Raw genomic sequence first — 22670 nt, 5'->3', positions numbered from 1 at the left:
AATCTGCGCCCCAGATCGTTCCGCCATGCCGCCCGGCGCGTGGGGGACGAGACGGACAAAACGCCCGGAGACGGGCTGATAAAAGGGGAAGGACACTCATGTCATCCGGCAAGCAAATCTCCAACACGTTCACCCAGGAAGAAGGAGACATCCACCTCGGCGGCATCGACGCGATCGTCCGTCTGACCCTCGATCAGGTGCGCACCGACGCCCGTCGCGGGCTCAAGACGGGCATGTTCGTCTCCGGCTACCGCGGCTCTCCCGTCGGCATGCTCGACGCCGCGCTGATCAAGCAGCAGAAGCTGCTGGTGCAGAACCACATCCACTTCGTGGACGGCATCAACGAGGATCTCGCCGCCACCGCGGTGTGGGGCACGCAGATGCTGCACACCGTCGGCAAGCAGAAGTTCGACGGCGTCACCGGCATGTGGTACGGCAAGGCGCCGGGCGTGGACCGCTCGGGCGACGCGCTCAAGCACGCCAACTACACCGGCATCGCCAAGAACGGCGGCGTGCTCGCGATCGCGGGCGACGACCCGAGCTGCAAGAGCTCCTCGCTGTGCTCGCAGTCCGAGCCCATGCTGTTCCACGTCGGCATCCCCTCGCTGTACCCGGGCAACGTGCAGGAGATCCTCGACTACGGCCTGCACGGCTACCAGATGTCGCGTCTGGCGGGCGTGTGGATGGGCATGAAGATCGTCACCAACGTCGCCGACGGCACCGGCACCGCCAACGTGTCGCCCGAGCGCCTGAACTTCGTCACCCCCGACCTCGAGTTCGATGGCAAGCTGTTCACGCCCAACATGAACCTGGGCATGAACGTGCGCGTCGAGGCGCTGGAGATGGAGCAGTCGCTGTACACCCGCCGCCTCGAGGTGGTGAAGCGCTACGCCCGCGCCAACAACCTCAACAACGTCGTCTTCCCCAACCCCGACGCCTGGATCGGCATCCTCACCGCGGGCAAGACCTACAACGACCTCAACCAGGCCTTCCTCGAGATGGGCCTGGACGATGCCGCGCTGCGCCGCTACGGCATCCGCATCCTCAAGATGGGCATGCTGTTCCCGATGGAGCCGAGCATCGTGCGCGAGTTCGCGCAGGGACTGGAAGAGATCTTCGTCATCGAGGAAAAGCGTCCCTTCCTGGAGATGTTCGCCAAGCAGGTGCTCTACGGCATGGCCAACGCGCCGCGCATCGTCGGCAAGTTCGACGAGGAAGAGAAGGAGCTGCTGCCGCACTACGGCGAGTTCGAGTCCGACGTCATCGTGCGCGCGCTGCTGAAGCGCCTGTCGCGCAAGACCCGCATCGAGTCGGCCGAGAACTGGCTCAAGCGCCTGGACGAGATCCACTCGCGCAACAAGCTGCCGACCGCGGTGCGCACCGCCTGGTTCTGCTCGGGCTGTCCGCACAACTCCTCGACCCAGGCCCCCGACGGCAGCATCGTGTCGGCCGGCATCGGCTGCCACACCATGGCGATGTGGATGGGCCGCAACGTGGTCATGGGCACCCACATGGGCGCCGAGGGCACGCAGTGGATCGGCATGGCGCCCTTCACCGAGGCGCAGCACATCTTCCAGAACATGGGCGACGGCACCTACGCGCACTCGGGCAGCCTGGCGATCCGCTATGCGGCTTCGACCGGGGTGAACATCACCTTCAAGCTGCTGCGCAACGCGCACACCTCGATGACCGGCGGCCAGGCCATCCAGGGCGAGGTCCCGGTGACCAACATGGTCTCCGACCTCCTCGCCAACGGCGTCAAGAAGATCATCGTCACCACCGACGACCCCTCGCGCTTCAACGGCGTGCAGCTGCCCGGTGGCACCGAGGTCTGGCACCGCGACCGCATCGAGGAGGCGCAGCGCGAGCTTGCCGCCACCCCGGGCTGCACCGTGCTGCTGCACGACCAGGAGTGTGCCGCCGAGCTGCGCCGTGCGCGCAGCCGCGGCAAGGCCGACGAGCCGGTCGAGGTCACCGTCATCAACGAGCGCGTCTGCGAAGGCTGCGGCGACTGCGGCGAGAAGTCGAACTGCATGTCGGTCGAGCCGGTGCAGACCGAGTTCGGTCGCAAGACCCGCATCCACCAGTCCTCGTGCAACAAGGACTTCAGCTGCGTGAAGGGCTTCTGCCCGTCCTTCCTGACCATCACCCCGCATCCGGCCCCGGCCGCCGATGGCGCGCCCAAGAAGAAAAAGGGTCGCATCCCGGCGCTCGAGCGCGAGCTGCCGCCGCCGGTCAAGAAGGTCGATGACAGCCTGGGCTTCGGCATCCACGTCATGGGCATCGGCGGCACCGGCTCGGTGACCGTCGTGGCGACGCTGGCGCGTGCCGCCCGCCTCGAAGGCAAGCACGTGATCGGCCTCGACCAGACCGGTCTGGCGCAGAAGGGCGGCGCGGTGATCTCCGACATCAAGATCACCCACGCCCCGTTCAAGGGTTCGAACAAGATCTCCGACGGCCGTGCCGACCTGTATCTGGGCTTCGACATCCTCAACGCCACCGACCCGAAGAACCTCGACAAGTGCAATCCGGAGCGCACCATCGCGATCGTGTCCACCACCCAGACCCCGACCGGTCAGATGGTGACCAACCGCAAGGCGCTGTTCCCGGCCACCAGCGGCCTCACCGGCGGCATCGACCGCGTCACCCGCAAGGAGCACAACGTGTTCCTCGACGGTGAGGCGCTGGCGGCGGGCCTGTTCGGCGATGCGATGGCGACCAACAACTTCATGGTCGGCGTGGCCTTCCAGGCCGGCACGATCCCGCTCCGGGCCGAGTCGATCGAGGACGCCATCCGCCAGTCCGGCGTCGCGGTGGACATGAGTCTGGCCGCCTTCCGCTGGGGCCGCATGGCGGTGGTCGATCGCGCCTTCGTCGAGGCCGAGGTCGCGCGCCAGAAGACCGGTGGCCAGGTGGTCGTGCTGAACAAGGCGCCGCAGCTGTCGCCGGCTGCGCGTGCGATCGTCGATTCGATCGGCGCCAGCGGCGAGGTCAAGCGCCTGGTCGAGATCCGCGTGCCCGAGCTCATCGCCTTCCAGGACGAGGCCTACGCCAGGCGCTACGCCGAGGTGATCAAGCGCGTGGTTGCGGGCGAGCAGAAGGCGGTTTCCTCCTCCGCGCTCGCCGAGGCGGCCGCCCGCTACCTGTACAAGCTGATGGCCTACAAGGACGAGTTCGAGGTCGCCCGCCTGCACACCGATCCGGCCTTCCTCGCCGAACTCGACGCGCAGTTCCCGAATGGCTACTCGGTCAAGTACAACCTCGCGCCCCCGCTGCTCTCCAAGACCGACCCGGTGACCGGCCACCCGCAGAAGAAGCAGTATGGCGAGTGGATGTTCAAGGCCTTCAAGCGTCTGGCCGGCCTGAAGCGCTTCCGCGGCAGCGCGCTCGATGTCTTCGGCAAGACCGAAGAGCGCCAGACCGAGCGCAAGCTGATCGAGGACTACATCCAGCTGCTCGACCAGATCCTCGCCAGGCTCAACCCGGTGAATCACGCTGCGGCGGTGGCGCTGGCGAGCGTGCCCGACGAGATCCGCGGCTTCGGCCACGTCAAGGAGAAGAACCTCGCCGCGGCCCGCGAACTGCAGGCTGCACGCCTGAAGGCCTTCAACGAGGCGCAGCAGGAACGGCAGGTGGCCTGACATGAACGCCCCCGCGCCGAAGGTCTTCCACCAGGTGACCATCGTCGAGACCGGCGAGGTTTACCGCTGCCGTGAGGACGAGACCCTGCTCGCGGGCATGGAGCGGCTTGGCAAGCGCGGCATCCCGGTGGGCTGTCGCGGCGGCGGTTGCGGCGTGTGCAAGGTGCAGGTCGAGGCCGGCGAGTACAGCAAGCGCGTGATGAGCCGGGCCTACGTCAGTGCCGAGGAGGAGGCCGCCGGCATCGTCCTCGCCTGCCGCGTGAAGCCGCTGTCGGACCTCCGCCTGGCGGTGCTCGGCAAGATGAAGAAGAACGTGTGCGCGACGCCGTCAGCGGCGGCCGCGGACGCAAGGCAGTCGTAGAAACAGGCGGGCGCGACCCGCCGCATGAGAACCCGGGGAGCGCGGGTCGCACGAGGCGCCCGCAACCCCGTCCGTGACCCCTGAGAGGAGATGCAAGATGGCAACTACCGGAGTGATGCGTCCTGGCCACATCCAGCTGCGCGTGCTGGATCTGGATGAAAGCGTGGCCTTTTACAAGGACGTGCTCGGGCTCGTCGAGACCGGCCGCGATGCAGCCGGCCGTGTGTATTTCAAGGCCTGGGACGAGCGCGACCACAATAGCGTGATCCTGCGCCAGGCCGACCGTGCCGGCGTGGACCTGATCGGCTTCAAGGTCAAGGACAAGGCGACGCTCGAGCAACTCGACAAGGACCTGCAGGCCTACGGCGTCGCCACCGAGCGCATCCCGGCCGGCGAACTGCTCGAGACCGGCGAGCGCGTGCGCTTCACCATCCCGACCGGCCACGTCATGGAGCTGTATGCCGAAAAGACCGACGTCGGCAACGGCCAGCCCTACACCAACCCGGATCCGTGGATCGCCGCCTCCGAGCACGGCATCGCTCCGCACCGCTTCGACCATTGCCTGCTCTACGGCCCGAACCTCGAGGAGAACCTCAAGCTGTTCACCGAGGTGCTCGGCTTCCACCTCGTCGAGCGCGTGCTGCTCGAAGACGGCAAGTCCCTGCTCGCCACCTTCATTTCCTGCTCGCACAAGGCGCACGACCTGGCCTTCGTCGCCCACCCCGAGCCGGGCAAGCTGCACCACCTGTCCTTCCTGCTCGACAGCTGGGAGAAGGTGCTGCGCGCGGCCGACATCATGTCGATGAACCGGGTGTCGATCGACATCGGCCCGACCCGCCACGGCATCACCCGCGGCTCGACGATCTACGCCTTCGACCCCTCGGGCAACCGCTTCGAGACCTTCTGCGGCGGCTACGAGACCTATCCCGACCACGCGCCGATCACCTGGACCTTCGACGAGGTCGGCGCCGGCATCTTCTACCACGACCGCAAGCTCAACGAGCGCTTCCTGACCGTCGTGACCTGACCTGGTCCGCATGCCCGGCGCATCGCGCCGGGCATGCGCCAGGACGCACCCCCCGACCCCATCCCCGACGCCGCCCGCCCGACGAGGCCACGACGAAAAGCGGCAACACAATCCAGCAACGTTCGAAAACGTAACGGGAGAAATCATGATCGCTGACAAGATCCTCAACTTCATCGACGGCGAATACGTCGCCACCGACAAGTGGTACGAGAACCGCAACCCGATCAACAACAAGGTGATCGGCATGGTCGCCGAAGCCGGCGAGAAGGAAGTCGACGCCGCCGTCAAGGCCGCCAAGGCCGCGCTGAAGGGCCCCTGGGGTTCGATGTCGCTGCAGAAGCGCATCGAGTTGCTCGAGGCCCTGGTGGTCGAGATCAACAACCGCTTCGACGACTTCCTCGAGGCCGAGTGCGCCGACACCGGCAAGCCCAAGAGCATGGCCTCGCATGTGGACATCCCGCGCGGTGCGGCCAACTTCAAGGTCTTCGCGGACATGGTCAAGAACGTTCCGACCGAGTTCTTCGAGATGACGACGCCCGACGGCGGCAAGGCGATCAACTACGGCTATCGCCGTCCGGTCGGCGTGGTCGGCGTGATCTGCCCGTGGAACCTGCCGCTGCTGCTGATGACCTGGAAGGTCGGCCCGGCGCTGGCCTGCGGCAACACCGTGGTCGTCAAGCCCTCGGAAGACACCCCGCGCACCGCCGCGCTGCTCGGCGAGGTGATGAACAAGGTCGGCATCCCCAAGGGGGTCTACAACGTGGTCAACGGCTTCGGCGCCAACTCCGCCGGCGCCTTCCTGACCGCCCACCCGGACGTCGACGCGCTCACCTTCACCGGCGAGACCCGCACCGGCGAGGTCATCATGAAGGCGGCGGCCAACGGCTCGCGCCCGGTGTCGCTGGAAATGGGCGGCAAGAACGCCGCGATCGTGTTCGCCGACTGCGACTTCGACAAGGCCATCGAAGGCACCCTGCGCTCCGTCTTCCTGAACTGCGGCCAGGTCTGCCTGGGCACCGAGCGCGTCTATGTCGAGCGCCCGATCTTCGACAAGTTCGTCGCCGCCCTGAAGGCCGGCGCCGAAGGCATGAAGATCGGCGTGCCGGACGATCCGGCCGCCAACTTCGGCCCGCTGGTCAGCAAGAAGCATCAGGAGAAGGTGCTGTCCTACTACAAGGTCGCCGTGGAAGAAGGTGCGACCGTGGTGACCGGTGGCGGCGTGCCCCAGATGCCGGGCGAACTCGCCGATGGCTGCTGGGTGCAGCCGACCATCTGGACCGGCCTGCCGGAAACCGCCCGCGTGATCAAGGAAGAGATCTTCGGGCCGTGCTGCCACATCGCCCCCTTCGACACCGAGGAGGAAGTGCTGGAGAAGGCCAACGACAACAAGTACGGCCTGGCCTGCGCGATCTGGACGCAGGACGTCTCGCGCGCCCACCGCGTCGCGCAGAAGATGGAAGTGGGCATCTCGTGGGTGAACAGCTGGTTCCTGCGCGACCTGCGCACCCCCTTCGGTGGCTCCAAGCAGTCGGGCATCGGCCGTGAAGGCGGCGTGCACTCGCTCGAGTTCTACACCGACCTCAAGAACGTCTGCATCAAGCTGTAATAGGAAGATCGTACATGGACCAGAAAACCATCGAAGCCCTGGGCGATTCGCTCTACGACGCGCTCGTCGCGCGCACGCCGATCGCGCCGCTGAGCGCCGCGCATCCCGACATGACGATCGAGGACGCCTACCACGTGCAGCAGCGCATGATCGCGCGCCGCCTCGAGAAGGGCGACCGCGTCATCGGCAAGAAGATCGGCGTCACCAGCAAGGCGGTGATGAACATGCTGGGCGTGCATCAGCCCGACTTCGGCTACCTGCTCGACAGCATGGTCTTCAACGAGGGCGAGTCGGTCGACATGGACACGCTCATCCAGCCCAAGGCCGAGGGCGAGATCGCCTTCCTGCTCAAGAAGGACCTGCAGGGTCCGGGCGTCACCGCAGCCGACGTGCTCGCTGCGACCGAAGGCGTGATGGCCTGCTTCGAGATCGTCGATTCGCGCATCCAGGACTGGAAGATCAAGATCCAGGACACCGTGGCCGACAACGCCTCGTGCGGCGTGTTCGTGCTCGGCGACCAGCTGGTCGACATCGCCGACCTCGACCTCGCGCTCGCCGGCATGGTGCTGGAGAAGAACGGCGAGATCGTCGTCACCGGCGCCGGCGCGGCCACCATGGCCCATCCGGTCAACGCCATGGTGTGGCTGGCCAACATGCTCGGCTCGCTCGGCATCGCGCTCAAGGCCGGCGACATCGTGCTCTCGGGTGCCATGGGCGCCATGGTCCCGGTGGCGCGCGGCGACAACCTGCGCATGACGATCGGCGGCATCGGCGGCTGCTCGGTGCGCTTCGTCTGACCCGCCCCCAATCCAACAGGAAACTTCCAATGAAACTGAATCAGCAAACCATCGAACAACTGGCCGAACACCTCGAGAACGCCGAACTGCAGGCCTTCGAAGTGGTGAAGATCACCGAGGCCCATCCCGACATGGACTGGGACGACGCCTACGCGATCCAGGCCGAGATCCTGCGCCGCAAGCTGGCGCGCGGCAACCGCGTGGTCGGCCTCAAGGCCGGCCTGACCTCGCGCGGCAAGATGAAGCAGATGGGCGTCGACACCCCGGTGTTCGGCTGGCTCGTCGACTACTTCAGCGTGCCGGACGGTGGCGAGATCAAGACCAGCGAGCTGATCCACCCGAAGGTCGAGCCCGAGATCGTGTTCGTCACCAAGCGCGCGCTCAAGGGCCCCGGCTGCCACATCGGCGCGGTGCTCGCGGCGACCGACTTCGTCATGCCCGGCATCGAGATCATCGATTCGCGCTACAAGGACTTCAAGTTCGACCTCAAGAGCGTGATCGCCGACAACTGCTCGTCGACCCGCTTCGTGCTCGGCGGCCAGGCGGCGCCGGTCGCCGGCCTGGATCTGCGCACCCTGGGTGTGGTCCTCGAGAAGAACGGCGAGCCGGTGGCGGTCGGTGCCGGCGCCGCGGTGCTCGGTCACCCGGCGGCGGCGATCGCGGCCCTGGCCAACCACCTCGGCGCGCGCGGCGAGGAGATCCCCGCGGGCACCATGATCCTGTCGGGCGGCGTCACCGAGGCGGTCTCGGTGCAGGCCGGCGACAGCGTCAACCTGCGCATCCAGTCGCTCGGTAGCGTCAGCACCCGTTTCATCTGAGGCCTCCGCCCTCGTCGGCGCGCGGCCGCCTCGGCGGCCGCGTTTCCAGCCCGGTCGCGGCACAGCCCGTGCCGCGACGGGGCCGACCGAATCCGCAAGACGATGCGTCGTCCAGAAGACGCACGAATCCAACCCACCTGCAAGGAAGAGACATCATGAAGAGCACGTTCAAACTCGCCGGCAACCTCGCCCTGACCCTCGCGCTGGCCGCTGCCGGCATCGGCGCCGCGAACGCGGCCGACAAGGTCAAGGTCGGCCTGATGCTGCCCTACACCGGCACCTACGCCGCGCTCGGCACCGCGATCACCAACGGCTTCAAGCAGTTCGTCGACGAGAACGGCGGCAAGCTCGGCGGCCGCGAGGTCGAATACTTCACCGTCGACGACGAGTCCAACCCGGCCAAGGCGACCGAGAACGCCAAGAAGCTGGTCTCGCGCGACAAGGTCGACGTGCTGGTCGGTACCGTCCACTCCGGGGTCGCGCTCGCCATGGCCAAGGTGGCCCGCGACACCAAGACCCTGATGATCGTCCCCAACGCCGGCGCCAACGAGCTGACCGGCCCGCTGTGCTCGCCCTACATCTTCCGCTCGTCCTTCTCGGCCTGGCAGCCGTCCTACGCGATGGGCGAGGCGCTTGCGAAGAAGGGCATCAAGAACGTCGCCACGGTGACCTGGAAGTACTCCTTCGGCGAGGAGTCGGTCGCCGGCTTCAAGGAAGCCTTCGAGAAGGGGGGCGGCAAGCTCGTCAAGGAAATGACCTTGCCGTTCCCCAACGTCGAGTTCCAGCCCTTCCTGACCGAGATTGCCGCGGCCAAGCCCGATGCGGTGTTCGTCTTCTTCGCCGGCGCCGGCGCCGCCAAGTTCGTCGCCGATTATGCCGCGGCCGGTCTCAAGAACAGCATCCCGCTGTACGGCCCGGGCTTCCTCACCGACGGCAACCTCGGTGCGATGGGCGGAGCGGGCGAGGGCCTGCTCACCACGCTGCACTACGCCGACGGCCTGACCCACGCCAAGGATGCGGCCTTCCGCACCAAGTACGCCACGACCTACAAGCTCCAGCCCGACGTCTATGCGGTGCAGGGCTACGACGCCGCGCAGATGTACGAGGCCGGCCTGAAGGCCGCCGGCGGCGATCCGGAGAAGCAGGAAGAGATCATCAAGGGCATGGAGTCCGCCAAGATCGACAGCCCGCGCGGCGCCTTCACGCTGTCCAAGGCGCACAACCCGGTGCAGGACATCTACATGCGCCAGGTCAAGGGTGATCAGAACGTGATGCTCGAGATCGTCTCCAAGGGCCTCGAGGATCCCGCCCGCGGCTGCAAGATGTAAGCCTTCAGCCTCGCAGGGGCGGCCGCTCGGGCCGCCCCCCCAATCCCGTTCCTTCTTGAACCCTGATCGATCCTGACAGGCGCATGCCTGCCGGGAGGGGGAGTGTCATGGATTTCGCAAGCTTCCTGATCCAGACGCTGAACTCGCTGCAGTACGGATTGCTGCTTTTTCTGGTGGCAAGCGGACTGACGCTGGTGTTCGGCATCATGGGCATCATCAACCTGGCGCACGGCAGTTTCTACATGATCGGCGCCTACCTGGCCTTCGTGCTCACCAGCGCGACCGGCAGCCTGGTGCTGGCGGTGGTGCTCGGCATCCCGCTGGCGCTGGCCTTCGGCGCCTTCCTGGAGTGGGCGCTGTTCTCCCACCTGTACAAGCGCGACCACCTCGAGCAGGTGCTGCTCACCTACGGCCTCATTCTCATCTTCGAGCAGCTGCGCAGCCTGCTCGTGGGCGACGATGTGCACGGGGTGGCGATTCCCGCCTTCCTCGACGCCTCGATCCAGCTCACCGAGGTCATGAGCTATCCGGTATACCGGCTGGCCATCTCGGCGATCTGCATCGTGCTCGCGGTCGCGCTCTACTACCTGATCCAGCGCACCCGCCTGGGCATGATGATCCGCGCCGGCAACGACGACCGCGGCATGGTCGAGGCGCTCGGCATCAACATCAACATGATCTACCGGGTCGTGTTCGCGCTCGGCGTCGCGCTCGCCGCGCTCGCCGGCATGCTGGCCGCGCCGATCTCGTCGGTGTTCCCGAACATGGGCAGCCACGTGCTCATCATCTCCTTCGTGATCGTGGTCATCGGCGGCATCGGCTCGGTGTGGGGCGCGCTCGTCGCCGCGCTGATCGTGGGCTTCGCCGACACCTTCGGCAAGGTCCTGGTCCCCGAGCTCTCCGGCATCGTGGTGTATGTGGTCATGGCGGTGGTCCTGCTGTGGCGCCCCGAAGGCATCCTGAAGAAGGGCTGAGACCATGAACGCAAATGCTTCCCTGATTCCCAAGCTGGTCGCGCTCGCGATCGTGGCCTGCGTGCCGCTGTCGGGCGAGTCCTTCTACATCGAGATGGTCGGCAAGGTGCTGGTGATGGCGATCTTCGCCATGAGCCTGGACCTGCTGGTGGGCTTCACCGGCCTGGTCAGCTTCGGCCATGCGGCCTACTTCGGCATCGCCGCCTACGCGGTGGCGATCCTGAGCCCCGAGTACGAGGCGGCCAGCCTGTGGTACGTGCTGCCCGCCTCGGTCGGCCTGTCCGCGCTCGCCGCCTTCGTGATCGGGCTCTTCGTGCTGCGCACCAAGGGCATCTATTTCATCATGGTGACGCTGGCCTTCGCGCAGATGGCCTACTTCATCTTCCACGACACCCCGCTCGGCGGCGGTTCGGACGGCAAGTACCTCAACAACAAGCCCTCTGCGTCCATCTTCGGCTGGGAGCCGTTCGACCTCACCAACGAAGTGCACATGTTCTATTTCGTGCTCGCGGTGCTGGTGCTGGTGTATCTGTTCCTGGCGCGCGTGCTGCAGTCGCCCTTCGGCCGCGTGCTGGTGGGCATCAAGAGCAACGAGCACCGCATGCAGTCGCTCGGCTACTACACCTTCCGCTACAAGCTCGGCGCCTTCACGCTGGCCGGCGCGCTCGGCGGGCTGGCGGGCTTTCTGTACGCCGTGCTGTCCGGCTTCGTGACCCCGGAGCTGCTGTCCTGGCACGAGTCGGGCAACGTGCTGCTGATGGTGATCCTGGGCGGCATGGGCAATCTCGCCGGCGCGATCGCGGGGGCCTTCGCCTTCGAGGCGATGCGCGAGATCTTCGCCGACATCACCAAGTACTGGCAGCTGCTGATGGGTGGCGTGATCGTCGCGGTCGTGCTGTTCCTGCCGGGTGGCCTGGCCGGCGTTCCGGGCCGTATCAAGCGCGCCCTGCAGGGAGGAGACGCCAAATGAGCGTGACGACGAAGAACGAAGTCCTGCTGCAGGCGGACAAGCTGACCCGCCGCTTCGGCGGTCTGGTGGCGAACCAGGACATCAGCGTGACGCTCGAGCGGCAGATGATCCATGTGCTGCTCGGCCCCAATGGTGCCGGCAAGTCGACCTGCATCAACATGCTTTCGGGCGACCTGCCGCCGTCCGAGGGGCGCATCCACTACCTCGGCAGGGACATCACGGCGCTTACCGCGGCGCAGCGCTCGCAGGTGGGGATCGGGCGCAGCTACCAGCGCACCAACATCTTCCCGCAGTTCACCGTGCTCGAGAACGTGCGCCTGGCCGCACAGTCGCGCCGCCAGCAACCGTGGCGCCTCTTCAGCAAGGCGATGGAGCAGAAGTGGGCGCTGGAGAAGGCGCGCGCCTGCATCGAGGAGGCCGGCCTGGGCAAGCGCGTCGACTGGGTGTCGGGCGTGCTCAGCCATGGCGAGCAGCGCCAGCTCGAGATCGCCATGGTGCTGGCCACCGACGCGCAGGTGCTGCTGCTCGACGAGCCGCTCGCCGGCATGGGTTCGGAGGAGTCGGCGAGCATGGTCGAGGTGCTCAAGCGCCTGCGCCAGACGCGCGGCATCCTGCTCGTGGAGCACGACATGGATGCGGTGTTCGCGGTCGCCGACATGATCACGGTGATGGTCAACGGCCAGCTGCTGGAGTGCGGGCCGCCCGCGCAGATCAAGGCCAGCGTGGCCGTCCAGCAGGCCTATCTGGGTACGGAGGACAGCTTCCATGTCTAACATGCTGCTCGAAGCCAAGGAGATCCACACCTACTACGGTGCGAGTCACATCCTGCACGGCATCGACTTCAACATCCGCGAAGGCGAGGGCATCGCCCTCATGGGCCGTAACGGCATGGGCAAGTCCACGCTGATCAAGAGCATGCTCGGGATCGTCCGCCCCAGGCACGGTCGGGTGCTCGTGCGCGGCGACGACTACACCAGGGCGCGCACGTTCCAGACCGCGCAGCAGGGCATCGCCTACGTGCCGGAAGGGCGCGGCATCTTCAAGAGCCTGAGCGTGCGCGAGAACCTGCTGATGTCGGCGCGCGCCGGCGTCGATGGTCGCCGCGAGTGGACCTTCGACCGCGTGATGGAGACCTTCCCGCGCCTGGGCGAACGCATCAACAACGGCGGCTGGCAGCTCTCGGGCGGCGAGCAGCAGATGCTCACCATTGGCCGTGCGCTGATGACCAACCCCGATCTGCTGATCCTCGACGAGGCCACCGAGGGCCTCGCGCCGCTGATCGCGATGGAGATCTGGCGCATCGTCAAGGAGATCCGCAAGACCGGCATCGCCACCGTGATCGTGGACAAGAACCACGGCGCGGTCACCAGCATCTGCGACCGCGCGATGATCCTGGTCAAGGGGCAGGTCGTATTCGACGGCACCAGCGACGAGATCCGCGCCCAGCCGGAGCTGATCCAGAAGCATCTCGGCGTCTGAGAGCAAGGAGGAAACCAAGCATGAGCAACAAGTCGCTGGACATCATCCATGACGAGCACCGCGCCCTCGCCGCGATGCTGAGCGGGTTGCGCGGGCTCGTCGCCTCGATCGAGGCGGGGCGGCTGAAGCCCGATTTCGAGCTGATGGCGTCGATGATCGAGTACATCGAGATGGTCCCGGAGAAGGTGCACCACCCCAAGGAGGACAGCTACCTCTTCGCCCGCCTGCGCGAGCGCAGCGCGGAGGCGCTGCCGATCATCGAGCGCCTGGAGGCCGAGCACCGCGAGGGCGATGCGCGCATGGCCACCTTGCGTGCGGCGCTCGAGGCCTACCGGCGCGAAGGCGAATCCGGCCTGGCGGGCTTCCAGGGCGCGCTCAAGACCTACATCGAGCACGAGTGGCAGCACATGAACACCGAGGAGCACCTGATCTTCCCGCTCGCCCGGAAGCACCTGAGCGCGGAGGACTGGGCGCACATCGACGCCGCCTTCCTCGCCAACGACAACCCCTGGCAGGGACCGGCGGGCAAGTACGCGGCGCTGTTCACCCGCATCGTCAACACCGCCCCGGCGCCGGTCGGGCTGGGCGGCGGTTGAGCACACGCTCCGGCGGAGATGGCCGCAGGCTTCGCGCGCCCCGCGGCCCTCTCCATCCCAGGCTCTCCCTCCCCGAAATCGAGCAGTTCGTCGTGGTTGCCTTCTGCGCGCCCGCGCAGAGGTGATTTCGGGTTTGGCCCGCTTCGGCGGGCCATTTTTTTGGTGCGCCCGGCAGGGCGCACTCACTTGGAGGTGAAAGTCCTCTACTCGCCCGGCAAGGGGAAGAGTTAGCTGAACGGCAAGGGTGTCGCGGGTAACTGCGAATCTGGAGGAAGCCGAAGGCAAAGCGCTGGCCTGACGAACAGGAAGCGGATAGGAGGCGCTGCAGCGGGGTGAGGCGGCCAATATTGTCAAAGCCCGAAACTTGCACGGAACGCTGTGACGTATATCCGACAGGTATAAGCGTGAAGGTGGGTGCGTCATACCCGGGGAGATCCTCACGGGTGCCGTTGTGCTACTGACGTCGTGAGGCGTTGGGATGCGCGTGAGGAAGTCAGCAGAGGCCATAGTAGCCGCCGGGATGGGGCGAAGGGCTGAACATGGAAGAACGCGAGTAGGCGAACGTTTCTCGATGAAGCCGAGGAAGACAGAAGCCCATCGGCCAGATGGGGCGCAGGCAGCGGATTCCGGACGGTATCCGGAGGGGGCTGGGCTGCGTGTCGAGGTGGAGTCGGCGGACGTTGAGCGGACGAAAGCGGAGTTGGAGCGGGCAAGCGGGCTGATGGAAGCCGTGTGTGAGCGCGGCAACCTGTGGCTTGCGTACGAGCGGGTGATCCGCAACAAGGGTGCAGCCGGTGTCGATGGCATCGGGGTATCCGAGTTCAAGGCTCATCTGCAGCAACACTGGCCGACGATCAAGGCCAAGCTGCTGGCGGGGACGTACATCCCGCAAGCGGTGCGCCGGGTGGATATTCCGAAGCCCCAAGGCGGGATGAGGACGCTCGGCATACCGACGCTGACGGATCGACTGATCCAGCAAGCGTTGCATCAGGTGCTCTCACCGATCTTCGAGGTGGCGTTCTCCGAGTCGAGCTACGGCTTCCGACCGGGGCGATCTGCCCATCAGGCGGTCAAGGCGGCGCAGCGGTATGTGGCTCAAGGTCGTCGCGTCGTGGTGGATATGGATCTGGAGAAGTTCTTCGACCGGGTCAATCACGACATTCTGATGGCGAAGTTGGCGAAGAAGATCGGGGACGGGCGGGTACTGAAGCTGATCCGACGGTATCTGGAAGCGGGGATGATGGCAGAGGGCGTCGTCAGCCCGCGGACGCAGGGTACGCCGCAAGGCGGCCCCTTGAGTCCGCTGCTGTCGAACATTCTGCTGACAGAATTGGATCGGGAGCTGGAGCGCCGGGGCCACGCGTTCTGTCGCTATGCGGACGACTGCAACATCTACGTCAGAAGTCAGGCGGCAGGCGAGCGTGTCCTGGGCGGTATTACCCAGTTTCTGTCCGAGCGGCTCAAGCTCACGGTCAACGAGGCCAAGAGCGCGGTCGCACGACCGTGGGAGCGGAAGTTTCTGGGCTACAGCCTGACTTGGCACAAGGCCCCGAAGCTGCGGATTGCGCCGACTAGCCTGAAACGGCTGGAGGACAAGATTCGCGAGGTGCTCAAAGGTGCGAGGGGGCGTAGTGTGCGGCGCACGATCGAAGAACTGAATCCGGTGCTACGGGGTTGGGCAGCGTACTTCAAGCTGACCGAGACCAAGCGGGCGCTGGAAGAGATCGACGGTTGGCTCCGGCGCAAGCTGCGCTGCATCCTGTGGCGGCAGTGGAAGCGCCCTTATACTCGCGCCAGAAACCTGATGAAGGCGGGGCTGAAGGAGGAGCGGGCGTTTCGCTCCGCGTTCAACCAACGCGGGCCGTGGTGGAACAGTGGCGCTAGCCACATGAACGCGGCCTTCCCGAAAGTCTTCTTTGATCGTTTGGGGCTGGTGTCGCTGCTCGATACGACGCGACGACTCCAGTGTCTTTCATGAACCGCCGTATGCGGAACCGCACGTACGGTGGTGTGAGAGGGCGACGGGGGTGACCCCGTCCCCTACTCGATACTGTTCGCCGCTGTGCGGCGGCAAGCCCGGGTGGCCGGCTCAGTGGCTGGCGGTGGCGGCCTTGTCGAGGCTGACCGACTGCAGCGTCAGGCGGATGTGTTCGCCGAGCAGGCGGGTGGCAGTCTCGGCGTCACGCCCCATCGCGGCCTCGAACAGGGCGGCGTGCTCGTCGTGCAGCCGGCGCGTACCGTCGCTGCGACGCAGCGAGAGGTGGCGGTAGCGCTCGGCCTGGTGATAGAGGATGGACAGGAAGTGCTTGGTCCAGCGCGAGGGGCAGGCGGCGATCAGCACCTCGTGGAAGATGCGGTTGCGCTCTTCCCACTGCTCGCGATTGTTGCCTTCGGCGAGCTTCTCCTCCGCGCGCGTGAGGCGGTGGAAGGCGGCGGTGAGCTCGGCCTCCCAGGCCTCGTCGCCGAGCGTGATCGACTGGCGCAACGCGCTGCACTCGAGCATCACCCGCGTCTCGGTGATATCGGCGAGGTCCTCGAGCGAGACCGGGGCGACGCGGAAGCCGCGCTGGCCCTGCGACACCACGAGCGCATCCGAGGTGAGCAGCGAGAGGGCCTCGCGCAGCGTCGCGCCCCCCACGCCGTAGTCGTTCTTGATGTGCTCGATGCGCAGCTTCTCGCCCGGCGACAGGCGGCCCTCGATGATGTTGCGGCGCAGGCTGCGATAGGCCGCCTCGACCAGCGTCTTCGGTTCGGCGACCTCGGTTTCTTGGCGGACGGCGTAGGGAGGCGAGGTGTGGAGCATGATCTTGGAGAGGAAGGGGGACGGATGGAGGCCTCTCTAATGTAGCCGCTGCCCCGGGGGACTCACAAGAAAAATATCGAGAAATGATCGAAAAGCCGGCTTGCTTGCAGCGCTTCGCCCGAGCTGCCGAGCATCGAGAAACGCTTGGGTGGAGCGCCTTTCGATCCTCCCGCTGTGCGGCCGCGCGACGCTGGCACCCGCCCGCGGAATCCGCTAAAGTCCCCGCGCATACGCAGCGGTATGGAGACCGTCGTCCGGCGGCCGTTGCGTCGACCAAAATCCTGTGCGGAGAACGAAGGCGATGAGTATCGGCAAGATCGGAGTGGTGGGTGCGGGCACGATGGGTAACGGCATCACCCAGGCGTTCGCGGTCGCGGGGCGCAAGGTGGTGATGATGGACGTCGCCGAGGCGCAGGTGCAGCGCGGGCTCGCGACCATCTCGGCCAGCCTCGACCGCCTCATCAAGAAGGACAGGATGAGCGCGCCGCAGAAGGACGCCGCGATGGCCTGCATCACCACCGTGAGCTCGCTCGATGCGCTCGCCGACTGCGACCTGGTGATCGAGGCGGCGACCGAGAATGTCGATCTCAAGCTGCGCATCTTCGCCGACCTCGACCGTATCGTGAAGCCGGAGGCGATTCTCGCCAGCAACACCTCGTCGATCTCCATCACCCGCCTGGCCGCCGGCACCCAGCGTCCCGGCCAGGTGATCGGCATGCACTTCTTCAACCCGGTGCCGGTGATGGCGCTCGTCGAGCTGATCAACGGCCTGCAGACCTCGGCGGCGACCTACTCCGCGGTCGAGGACGTCGCGAAGGCGATCGGCAAGACGCCGATCAAGGTCAAGAACAGTCCGGGCTTCGTGGTCAACCGCATGCTGTGCCCGATGATCAACGAGGCGGTGTTCGCGCTCGGCGAGGGCCTGGCGACCGCAGCCGAGATCGACGAGGCGATGAAGCTCGGCTGCAACCACCCCATCGGCCCGCTCGCGCTGTGCGACCTCATCGGCCTGGACGTCGAGCTCGCGGTCATGCAGGTCCTCTATGAAGGCACCAAGGACCCCAAGTACCGCCCGGCGCCGCTGCTGGTCGAGATGCTCGAGGCGGGCTACCTCGGTCGCAAGAGCGGCAAGGGCTTCTACGACTACAAGTGAGCGTCGGCCGCGCACGGCGCGGCCGGACAAGAAAAAACGCCACCTCCAAGGTGGCGTTTTGCTGTCGAGCGCGTAATCAGCCGCGGCCGGTGCGCATCGCGTCGAAGAACTCGGCGTTGCTCTTGGTGGCCTTGACCTTGTCGAGGAGGAATTCCATCGCGTCGATGTCGTCCATGCCGTACAGCAGCTTGCGCAGGATCCACACCTTCTGCAGCACGTCGGCCTTGAGCAGGAGCTCCTCGCGGCGGGTGCCGGAGCGGTTGACGTTGATCGCCGGATACACGCGCTTCTCCGCCATGCGGCGGTCGAGGTGGAGCTCCATGTTGCCGGTGCCCTTGAATTCCTCGTAGATCACGTCGTCCATGCGGCTGCCGGTGTCGACCAGCGTGGTGGCGATGATGGTCAGCGAGCCGCCTTCCTCGATGTTGCGCGCCGCACCGAAGAAGCGCTTGGGCTTCTGCAGCGCGTTGGCGTCGACACCACCGGTGAGCACCTTGCCGGAGGCCGGCACCACGGTGTTGTAGGCGCGCGCCAGACGGGTCAGCGAGTCGAGCAGGATCACCACGTCGTACTTGTGCTCGGTCAGGCGCTTGGCCTTCTCGATCACCATCTCGGCGACCTGCACGTGACGGGTGGCGGGCTCGTCGAAGGTGGAGGCCACGACCTCGCCCTTCACCGAACGCAGCATCTCGGTCACTTCCTCCGGGCGCTCGTCGATCAGCAGCACGATCAGCTTGACGTCGGGATGGTTGGCCGTGATCGCGTGCGCGATGTGCTGCAGCATGACCGTCTTGCCGCTCTTGGGCGGGGCGACGAGCAGGCCGCGCTGGCCCTTGCCGATCGGCGCGATCATGTCGATGATGCGGCTGGTGACGTTCTCCTCGCCACGGACCTCGCGCTCGAGCTTCAGGCACTCCTGCGGATGCAGGGGCGTGAGGTTCTCGAAGAGGATCTTGGTCTTGCACTCTTCCGGCGGCCGCCCGTTGATCTTGTCGAGCTTGGTCAACGCGAAGTAGCGCTCGCCGTCCTTGGGCGTGCGGATCTCGCCCTCGATGGTGTCGCCGGTGCGCAGGTTGAAGCGCCGGATCTGCGAGGGCGACACGTAGATGTCGTCCGTCCCCGCGAGATACGAGGTGTCGGGAGAGCGCAGGAAGCCGAAGCCGTCAGGCAGCACTTCGAGTGCGCCGTCGCCACAGATCGGTTCGCCCCTGCGGGCACGGTTGCGCAGCAGCGCGAAGACGAGTTCCTGCTTGCGCAGCCTGTTCGCGCCCTCGACACCGGCGTCCATCGCCATCTGCAGCAGCTGGCTGACGTGCAGGGCCTTGAGTTCGGACAGGTGGAGCGCGGGCGCGTCGGGGTCGCGCGGCGTGGAAGAACCTTCCTCGCCGCCGTTCTCGACGTCGAACAGATCGTCTTCGGTCTGCGGATTCTGGGGGGAATTGCCGTCCCGGTTGCGCGCGCCGCGGCGACGGGCGCGCGAGGAACCGCGGGAACGGGCCGGAGCCTGGTCCGGCTTAGATGTTGCTGTCAATGAAGGCGGTCAGTTGAGATTTGGAAAGGGCGCCCACTTTGGTCGCCTCGACATTGCCGCCCTTGAACAGCATCAGCGTCGGGATGCCGCGGATGCCGTACTTCGCGGGCGTCTCCTGGTTGTCGTCGATGTTGAGCTTGGCGACCTTGAGCTTGCCCGCGTAGTCCTTGGCGACGTCGTCCAGGATCGGCGCGATCATCTTGCAGGGGCCGCACCACTCGGCCCAGTAATCGACCAGGACAGGGGTCTGGGACTGCAGCACTTCATCGTCGAAGTTGCCGTCGGTCACATGGTGGATGTGCTCGCTCATGATTCCTCACTAAGGCTGGCAGGGGGTGGTGACGAAGGCGGAAGCCCTCGTTGCCGGGTAACGGGTGCTGCGGGGTATGGGGTGTTGCGGGGTAATGCGAACGGATGCTGCGTGCGGGAAGGGGCGGACCCCCTGCGATCTCGCCGCGAGCGGGAGGCGCTGCTGCGATGCACGACGATCCAGCGGAAGGAGAGGCCTTCCGTAAAGAAATTTTTCCGAAACTTATGCGATGCCGGGGGCGCCGTCAAGGAAATCGCTGCTGGCGGACGGGCAAGCGCCTGCTTGCCGTGGCAAAAAAGCCAAGGGCTGGTCTATATTGTCCCCCCTTCGGCCAGCCGCAGCGGGTGGCGGCCGATCCTGCCTGGAGAGTCGAGATGACCTACGTCGTTACCGAGCGCTGCATACGCTGCAAATACACCGACTGCGTGGACGTCTGTCCGGTCGACTGTTTCCGCGAGGGGCCCAACTTCCTTGTCATCGATCCGGAGGAGTGCATCGACTGCACCTTGTGCGTGGCCGAGTGTCCGGTCGAGGCGATCTATTCCGAGGACGACGTGCCGGACGACCAGAAGGGTTACATCGCGCTCAACGCCGAACTGGCCAAGCAATGGAAGCCGATCGTCGAGCGCAAGGATCCTCTGCCGGATGCCGACCACTGGGCCCGCATCAAGGGCAAGCTCGGCGAGCTGAAGCGCTGAAGGCACGCCGCGGCTGGCTTTGCGCGCACGCGGCGATGCACTAAGATGGTGAGCGTCATCAAACCTGTAAGTGCAACGGCACGGAGACCGACATGCTGGTGAGCGAGATTCTCGCGATCAAGGGCAAGGTGTTATTCACCATCGGCCCCAACCGACCCATCGCCGAGGCGGTCGAGATCATGAACGAGCAGGACGTCGGCTCGCTGGTCGTGTTCTCGCGTGGCGAGATGGTCGGCATGCTCACCTTCCGGCAGGTGTTGCAGGCGGTGCAGCAGGGCGGGGCGGACTGGCAGTCGCTGCAGGTCGAGGCGGTCATGCTGCGCGAGCCGCGCGTGGCCGCGCCCGACATGGAGATGGACGAGCTGCGCCGGCTGATGGTCGAGCACCACCAGCGCTACCTGCCGGTGATGGACGGCAACACGCTGCTCGGTGTGGTGAGTTTCCACGACGTCGCCAAGGCGGTGCTCGAGGAGCAGAGCTTCGAGAACCGCATGCTCAAGAACTACATCCGCAACTGGCCCGCGGGCGAGGGCGAGGAATAAGCAGCATCGCCGGGCCCCGCGCCCGGCAGCGGCGGTCGAACCGCCGCACCTCCAGGAACGGGCTGCGCCCGTTCGGTCGACACCCACACCAAGATCGGGTGCGGCATGGTTGGAATGAACGGAAGGGCCGCTTGCCCGTCCGACGCCTTGGGAGGGCGGAGCCGGGGCGCCATCGCGGCGCTCCGGCGGTATTTCCAGCAAAAGGAGGAGACCATGGAAAAAATCTGGCTGAAGAGCTACCCCCCGGGCATTCCGGCGGAAATCGACGTCGACGAATTCCGTTCCCTGGGTGACCTGTTCGAGCGCAGCGTGGCGCGCTATGCGGACAAGACCGCCTATCACTGCATGGGCAAGTCGATCACCTACGCGGAGCTCGACGCGCTCAGTGCGCGCTTCGGCGCCTGGCTGCAGGGCGCGCTGGAGCTGCCCCGCGGTGCGCGCGTCGCGCTGATGATGCCCAACGTGCTGCAGTACCCGATCGCGCTCTTCGGCACGCTGCGCGCGGGCTACACGGTGGTCAACGTCAATCCGCTCTACACCGCGCGCGAGCTCGAGCACCAGTTGAAGGACTCCGGCGCCGAGGTCATCGTGATCCTGGAGAACTTCGCCCACACGCTCGAGCATGTGCGGGCGCAGGTGCCGATACGCCACATCGTGGTCACCAGCCTGGGCGAGATGCTCGGCCTGGTCAAGGGCGCGATCGTGAACTTCGTCGTGCGCAAGGTGCGCAAGCTGGTGCCGCCGTGGCGGCTCGACGGCCACGTGCGCTTTTCCACGGCCTTGCAGCGCGGCGCTGCCCACGAGCTGCAGCCGGCGCAGGTGGGCCATGAGGACGTCGCCTTCCTGCAATACACCGGCGGCACGACCGGAGTGGCCAAGGGGGCCATGCTCACTCATCGCAACGTCATCGCCAACCTGCAGCAGGCGCATGCGTGGATCGCCCCCTACGTGGGCGAGGGCAAGGAAATCATCATCACCGCGCTGCCGCTCTACCACATCTTCTCGCTCACCGCGAACTGCCTCACCTTCCTGAAGATCGGCGCCAAGAACGTGCTGATCCCCAACCCGCGCGACATCCCGGGCTTCATCAAGGAGCTCGGTCAGCACCGCTTCACCGCGATCACCGGGGTCAACACGCTGTTCAACGCACTGCTCAACAACCCCGAGTTCGCCAAGCTGGACTTCTCCACGCTGCGGGTGAGCCTGGGCGGCGGCATGGCGGTGCAGCAGGTGGTCGCCGAGAAGTGGAAGAAGGTCACCGGAGTGTCTCTGGTCGAGGCCTACGGCCTCACCGAGACCTCGCCGGCGGTGACGATCAACCCGCTCGATCTCGCCGAGTTCAACCATTCGATCGGCCTGCCGGTGTCCTCCACCGAGATCAGCATCCGCGACGATGCCGGGCATGAGGTGCCGCTCGGCCAGCGCGGCGAGCTCTGCGTGCGCGGTCCGCAGGTCACGCCGGGCTACTGGCAGCGCCCCGAGGAGACCGCGCGCATCTTCACGCACGACGGTTTCCTGCGCACGGGCGACATCGCCACCGTCGACGAGCGCGGCTTCGTGCGCCTGGTCGATCGCAAGAAGGACATGATCCTGGTGTCCGGCTTCAACGTGTACCCGAACGAGGTCGAGGACGTGGTCGCCGCTCATCCGGGCGTGCTCGAGGTCGCCGCGATCGGCGTACCCGACGAGCGCAGCGGCGAGGCGGTGAAGGTCTTCGTGGTGCGCAAGGATCCGAAGCTGACGGCCGAGGCCCTGATCGCCTTCTGCCGCGAGAACCTCACCGGCTACAAGGTGCCGCACCACGTCGAGTTCCGCGACGAACTGCCCAAGAGCAACGTCGGCAAGATCCTGCGCCGCGAGCTGCGGCCGAAGTGAGCGCGCGCGGTCCGGCACGCGAAAATTTTCTTGTGCAGTGCAGCTTTTCGTGATTAAACTCGCCGTCACGTTGTTTACGCTTTCTTGCAGATCCGTTCCAATGTCCGTTTCCGGCCGTCCCTCGCTCCTGTCGCTGGTCGTTGTAGTACGCGTAGTAGGCG

Annotated in this window: 20 protein-coding genes; 17 read left to right on the top strand and 3 right to left on the bottom strand. The window is 66.1% G+C overall.

What is annotated here, in order from left to right; genetic code table 11:
• Positions 1-98: 98 nt before the first annotated feature.
• The 13 genes from ACZ5PP_RS07185 (at position 99) to ltrA (ending at position 15575) form a co-directional block, all read left to right on the top strand.
• Positions 99-3641: an indolepyruvate ferredoxin oxidoreductase family protein gene (locus ACZ5PP_RS07185; RefSeq protein ID WP_464826918.1), complete on the top strand. Its 3543-nt coding sequence runs from the start codon at positions 99-101 to the stop codon at positions 3639-3641.
• Between the two features lies 1 nt (position 3642).
• The gene (locus ACZ5PP_RS07180) at positions 3643-4002 is read left to right on the top strand and encodes a 2Fe-2S iron-sulfur cluster-binding protein (RefSeq protein WP_004265891.1); all 360 of its coding nucleotides are present in this window, start codon (positions 3643-3645) and stop codon (positions 4000-4002) included.
• A 97-nt stretch (positions 4003-4099) separates the two neighbouring features.
• Complete coding sequence (locus ACZ5PP_RS07175; RefSeq protein WP_004265889.1) at positions 4100-5029, top strand: catechol 2,3-dioxygenase; 930 nt, start codon at positions 4100-4102, stop codon at positions 5027-5029.
• 145 nt (positions 5030-5174) lie between these two features.
• The gene (locus ACZ5PP_RS07170; RefSeq protein ID WP_004265886.1) at positions 5175-6635 is read left to right on the top strand and encodes a 2-hydroxymuconic semialdehyde dehydrogenase; all 1461 of its coding nucleotides are present in this window, start codon (positions 5175-5177) and stop codon (positions 6633-6635) included.
• Between the two features lie 14 nt (positions 6636-6649).
• Positions 6650-7432 (top strand): 2-oxopent-4-enoate hydratase, encoded by a 783-nt coding sequence (dmpE, locus tag ACZ5PP_RS07165; RefSeq protein ID WP_004265883.1) that lies wholly within the window; start codon positions 6650-6652, stop codon positions 7430-7432.
• 29 nt (positions 7433-7461) lie between these two features.
• On the top strand, positions 7462-8250 hold the full coding sequence (gene dmpH / locus ACZ5PP_RS07160) for a 2-oxo-3-hexenedioate decarboxylase (RefSeq protein WP_004265878.1): 789 nt from the start codon (positions 7462-7464) through the stop codon (positions 8248-8250).
• Between the two features lie 155 nt (positions 8251-8405).
• On the top strand, positions 8406-9578 hold the full coding sequence (locus tag ACZ5PP_RS07155; RefSeq protein WP_276662022.1) for an ABC transporter substrate-binding protein: 1173 nt from the start codon (positions 8406-8408) through the stop codon (positions 9576-9578).
• Positions 9579-9685: 107 nt separating this feature from the next.
• Positions 9686-10552 carry a branched-chain amino acid ABC transporter permease gene (locus tag ACZ5PP_RS07150; protein ID WP_004265873.1) on the top strand — a complete coding sequence of 289 codons (867 nt, stop codon included), beginning with the start codon at positions 9686-9688 and terminating at the stop codon, positions 10550-10552.
• A gap of 4 nt (positions 10553-10556) precedes the next feature.
• Positions 10557-11522 (top strand): branched-chain amino acid ABC transporter permease, encoded by a 966-nt coding sequence (locus ACZ5PP_RS07145; RefSeq protein WP_004265870.1) that lies wholly within the window; start codon positions 10557-10559, stop codon positions 11520-11522.
• The gene (locus ACZ5PP_RS07140) at positions 11519-12295 is read left to right on the top strand and encodes an ABC transporter ATP-binding protein (protein WP_004265868.1); all 777 of its coding nucleotides are present in this window, start codon (positions 11519-11521) and stop codon (positions 12293-12295) included. The genes ACZ5PP_RS07145 and ACZ5PP_RS07140 overlap by 4 nt, the downstream gene beginning before the upstream one ends.
• Entirely contained in the window at positions 12288-13001 is a 714-nt protein-coding gene (locus tag ACZ5PP_RS07135; protein WP_004265867.1) for an ABC transporter ATP-binding protein, read from the top strand. The genes ACZ5PP_RS07140 and ACZ5PP_RS07135 overlap by 8 nt, the downstream gene beginning before the upstream one ends.
• A 20-nt stretch (positions 13002-13021) precedes the next feature.
• Positions 13022-13597 (top strand): hemerythrin domain-containing protein, encoded by a 576-nt coding sequence (locus ACZ5PP_RS07130; RefSeq protein ID WP_004265854.1) that lies wholly within the window; start codon positions 13022-13024, stop codon positions 13595-13597.
• 721 nt (positions 13598-14318) lie between these two features.
• The gene (ltrA, locus tag ACZ5PP_RS07125) at positions 14319-15575 is read left to right on the top strand and encodes a group II intron reverse transcriptase/maturase (RefSeq protein WP_464826108.1); all 1257 of its coding nucleotides are present in this window, start codon (positions 14319-14321) and stop codon (positions 15573-15575) included.
• A 111-nt stretch (positions 15576-15686) separates the two neighbouring features.
• Here ltrA and ACZ5PP_RS07120 read toward each other — a convergent pair whose 3' ends face one another.
• Positions 15687-16400, bottom strand: coding sequence for a GntR family transcriptional regulator (locus ACZ5PP_RS07120; protein WP_004265851.1), 714 nt, complete (start codon positions 16398-16400; stop codon positions 15687-15689).
• A gap of 301 nt (positions 16401-16701) precedes the next feature.
• Here ACZ5PP_RS07120 and ACZ5PP_RS07115 point away from each other — a divergent pair, with 301 nt between their 5' ends.
• Positions 16702-17553, top strand: a complete 852-nt coding sequence (locus ACZ5PP_RS07115) for a 3-hydroxybutyryl-CoA dehydrogenase (RefSeq protein WP_004265849.1) — start codon at positions 16702-16704, stop codon at positions 17551-17553.
• Positions 17554-17629: 76 nt separating this feature from the next.
• Here the strand turns inward: ACZ5PP_RS07115 and rho are convergent, their stop codons facing one another.
• Together rho and trxA are read right to left on the bottom strand one after the other, a co-directional pair.
• Positions 17630-18847 carry a transcription termination factor Rho gene (gene rho, locus ACZ5PP_RS07110; protein ID WP_049766944.1) on the bottom strand — a complete coding sequence of 406 codons (1218 nt, stop codon included), beginning with the start codon at positions 18845-18847 and terminating at the stop codon, positions 17630-17632.
• A 220-nt stretch (positions 18848-19067) separates the two neighbouring features.
• Positions 19068-19394, bottom strand: coding sequence for a thioredoxin TrxA (gene trxA / locus ACZ5PP_RS07105; RefSeq protein WP_004265846.1), 327 nt, complete (start codon positions 19392-19394; stop codon positions 19068-19070).
• 374 nt (positions 19395-19768) lie between these two features.
• Between trxA and fdxA the strand changes: the two genes are divergently transcribed.
• From fdxA to ACZ5PP_RS07090, 3 genes are all read left to right on the top strand, one after another.
• Entirely contained in the window at positions 19769-20092 is a 324-nt protein-coding gene (gene fdxA, locus ACZ5PP_RS07100) for a ferredoxin FdxA (RefSeq protein WP_004265844.1), read from the top strand.
• A 92-nt stretch (positions 20093-20184) separates the two neighbouring features.
• Positions 20185-20634 (top strand): CBS domain-containing protein, encoded by a 450-nt coding sequence (locus ACZ5PP_RS07095; protein WP_004265841.1) that lies wholly within the window; start codon positions 20185-20187, stop codon positions 20632-20634.
• A gap of 213 nt (positions 20635-20847) precedes the next feature.
• A complete protein-coding gene (locus ACZ5PP_RS07090) occupies positions 20848-22509 on the top strand; it encodes a long-chain-fatty-acid--CoA ligase (RefSeq protein WP_273422497.1) in 1662 nt (553 codons plus the stop codon).
• The last annotated feature ends 161 nt before the right edge of the window (positions 22510-22670 follow it).

The organism is Thauera sp. DNT-1 (assembly GCF_055393985.1).
This window is presented reverse-complemented; position numbering and strand designations above follow the sequence as displayed.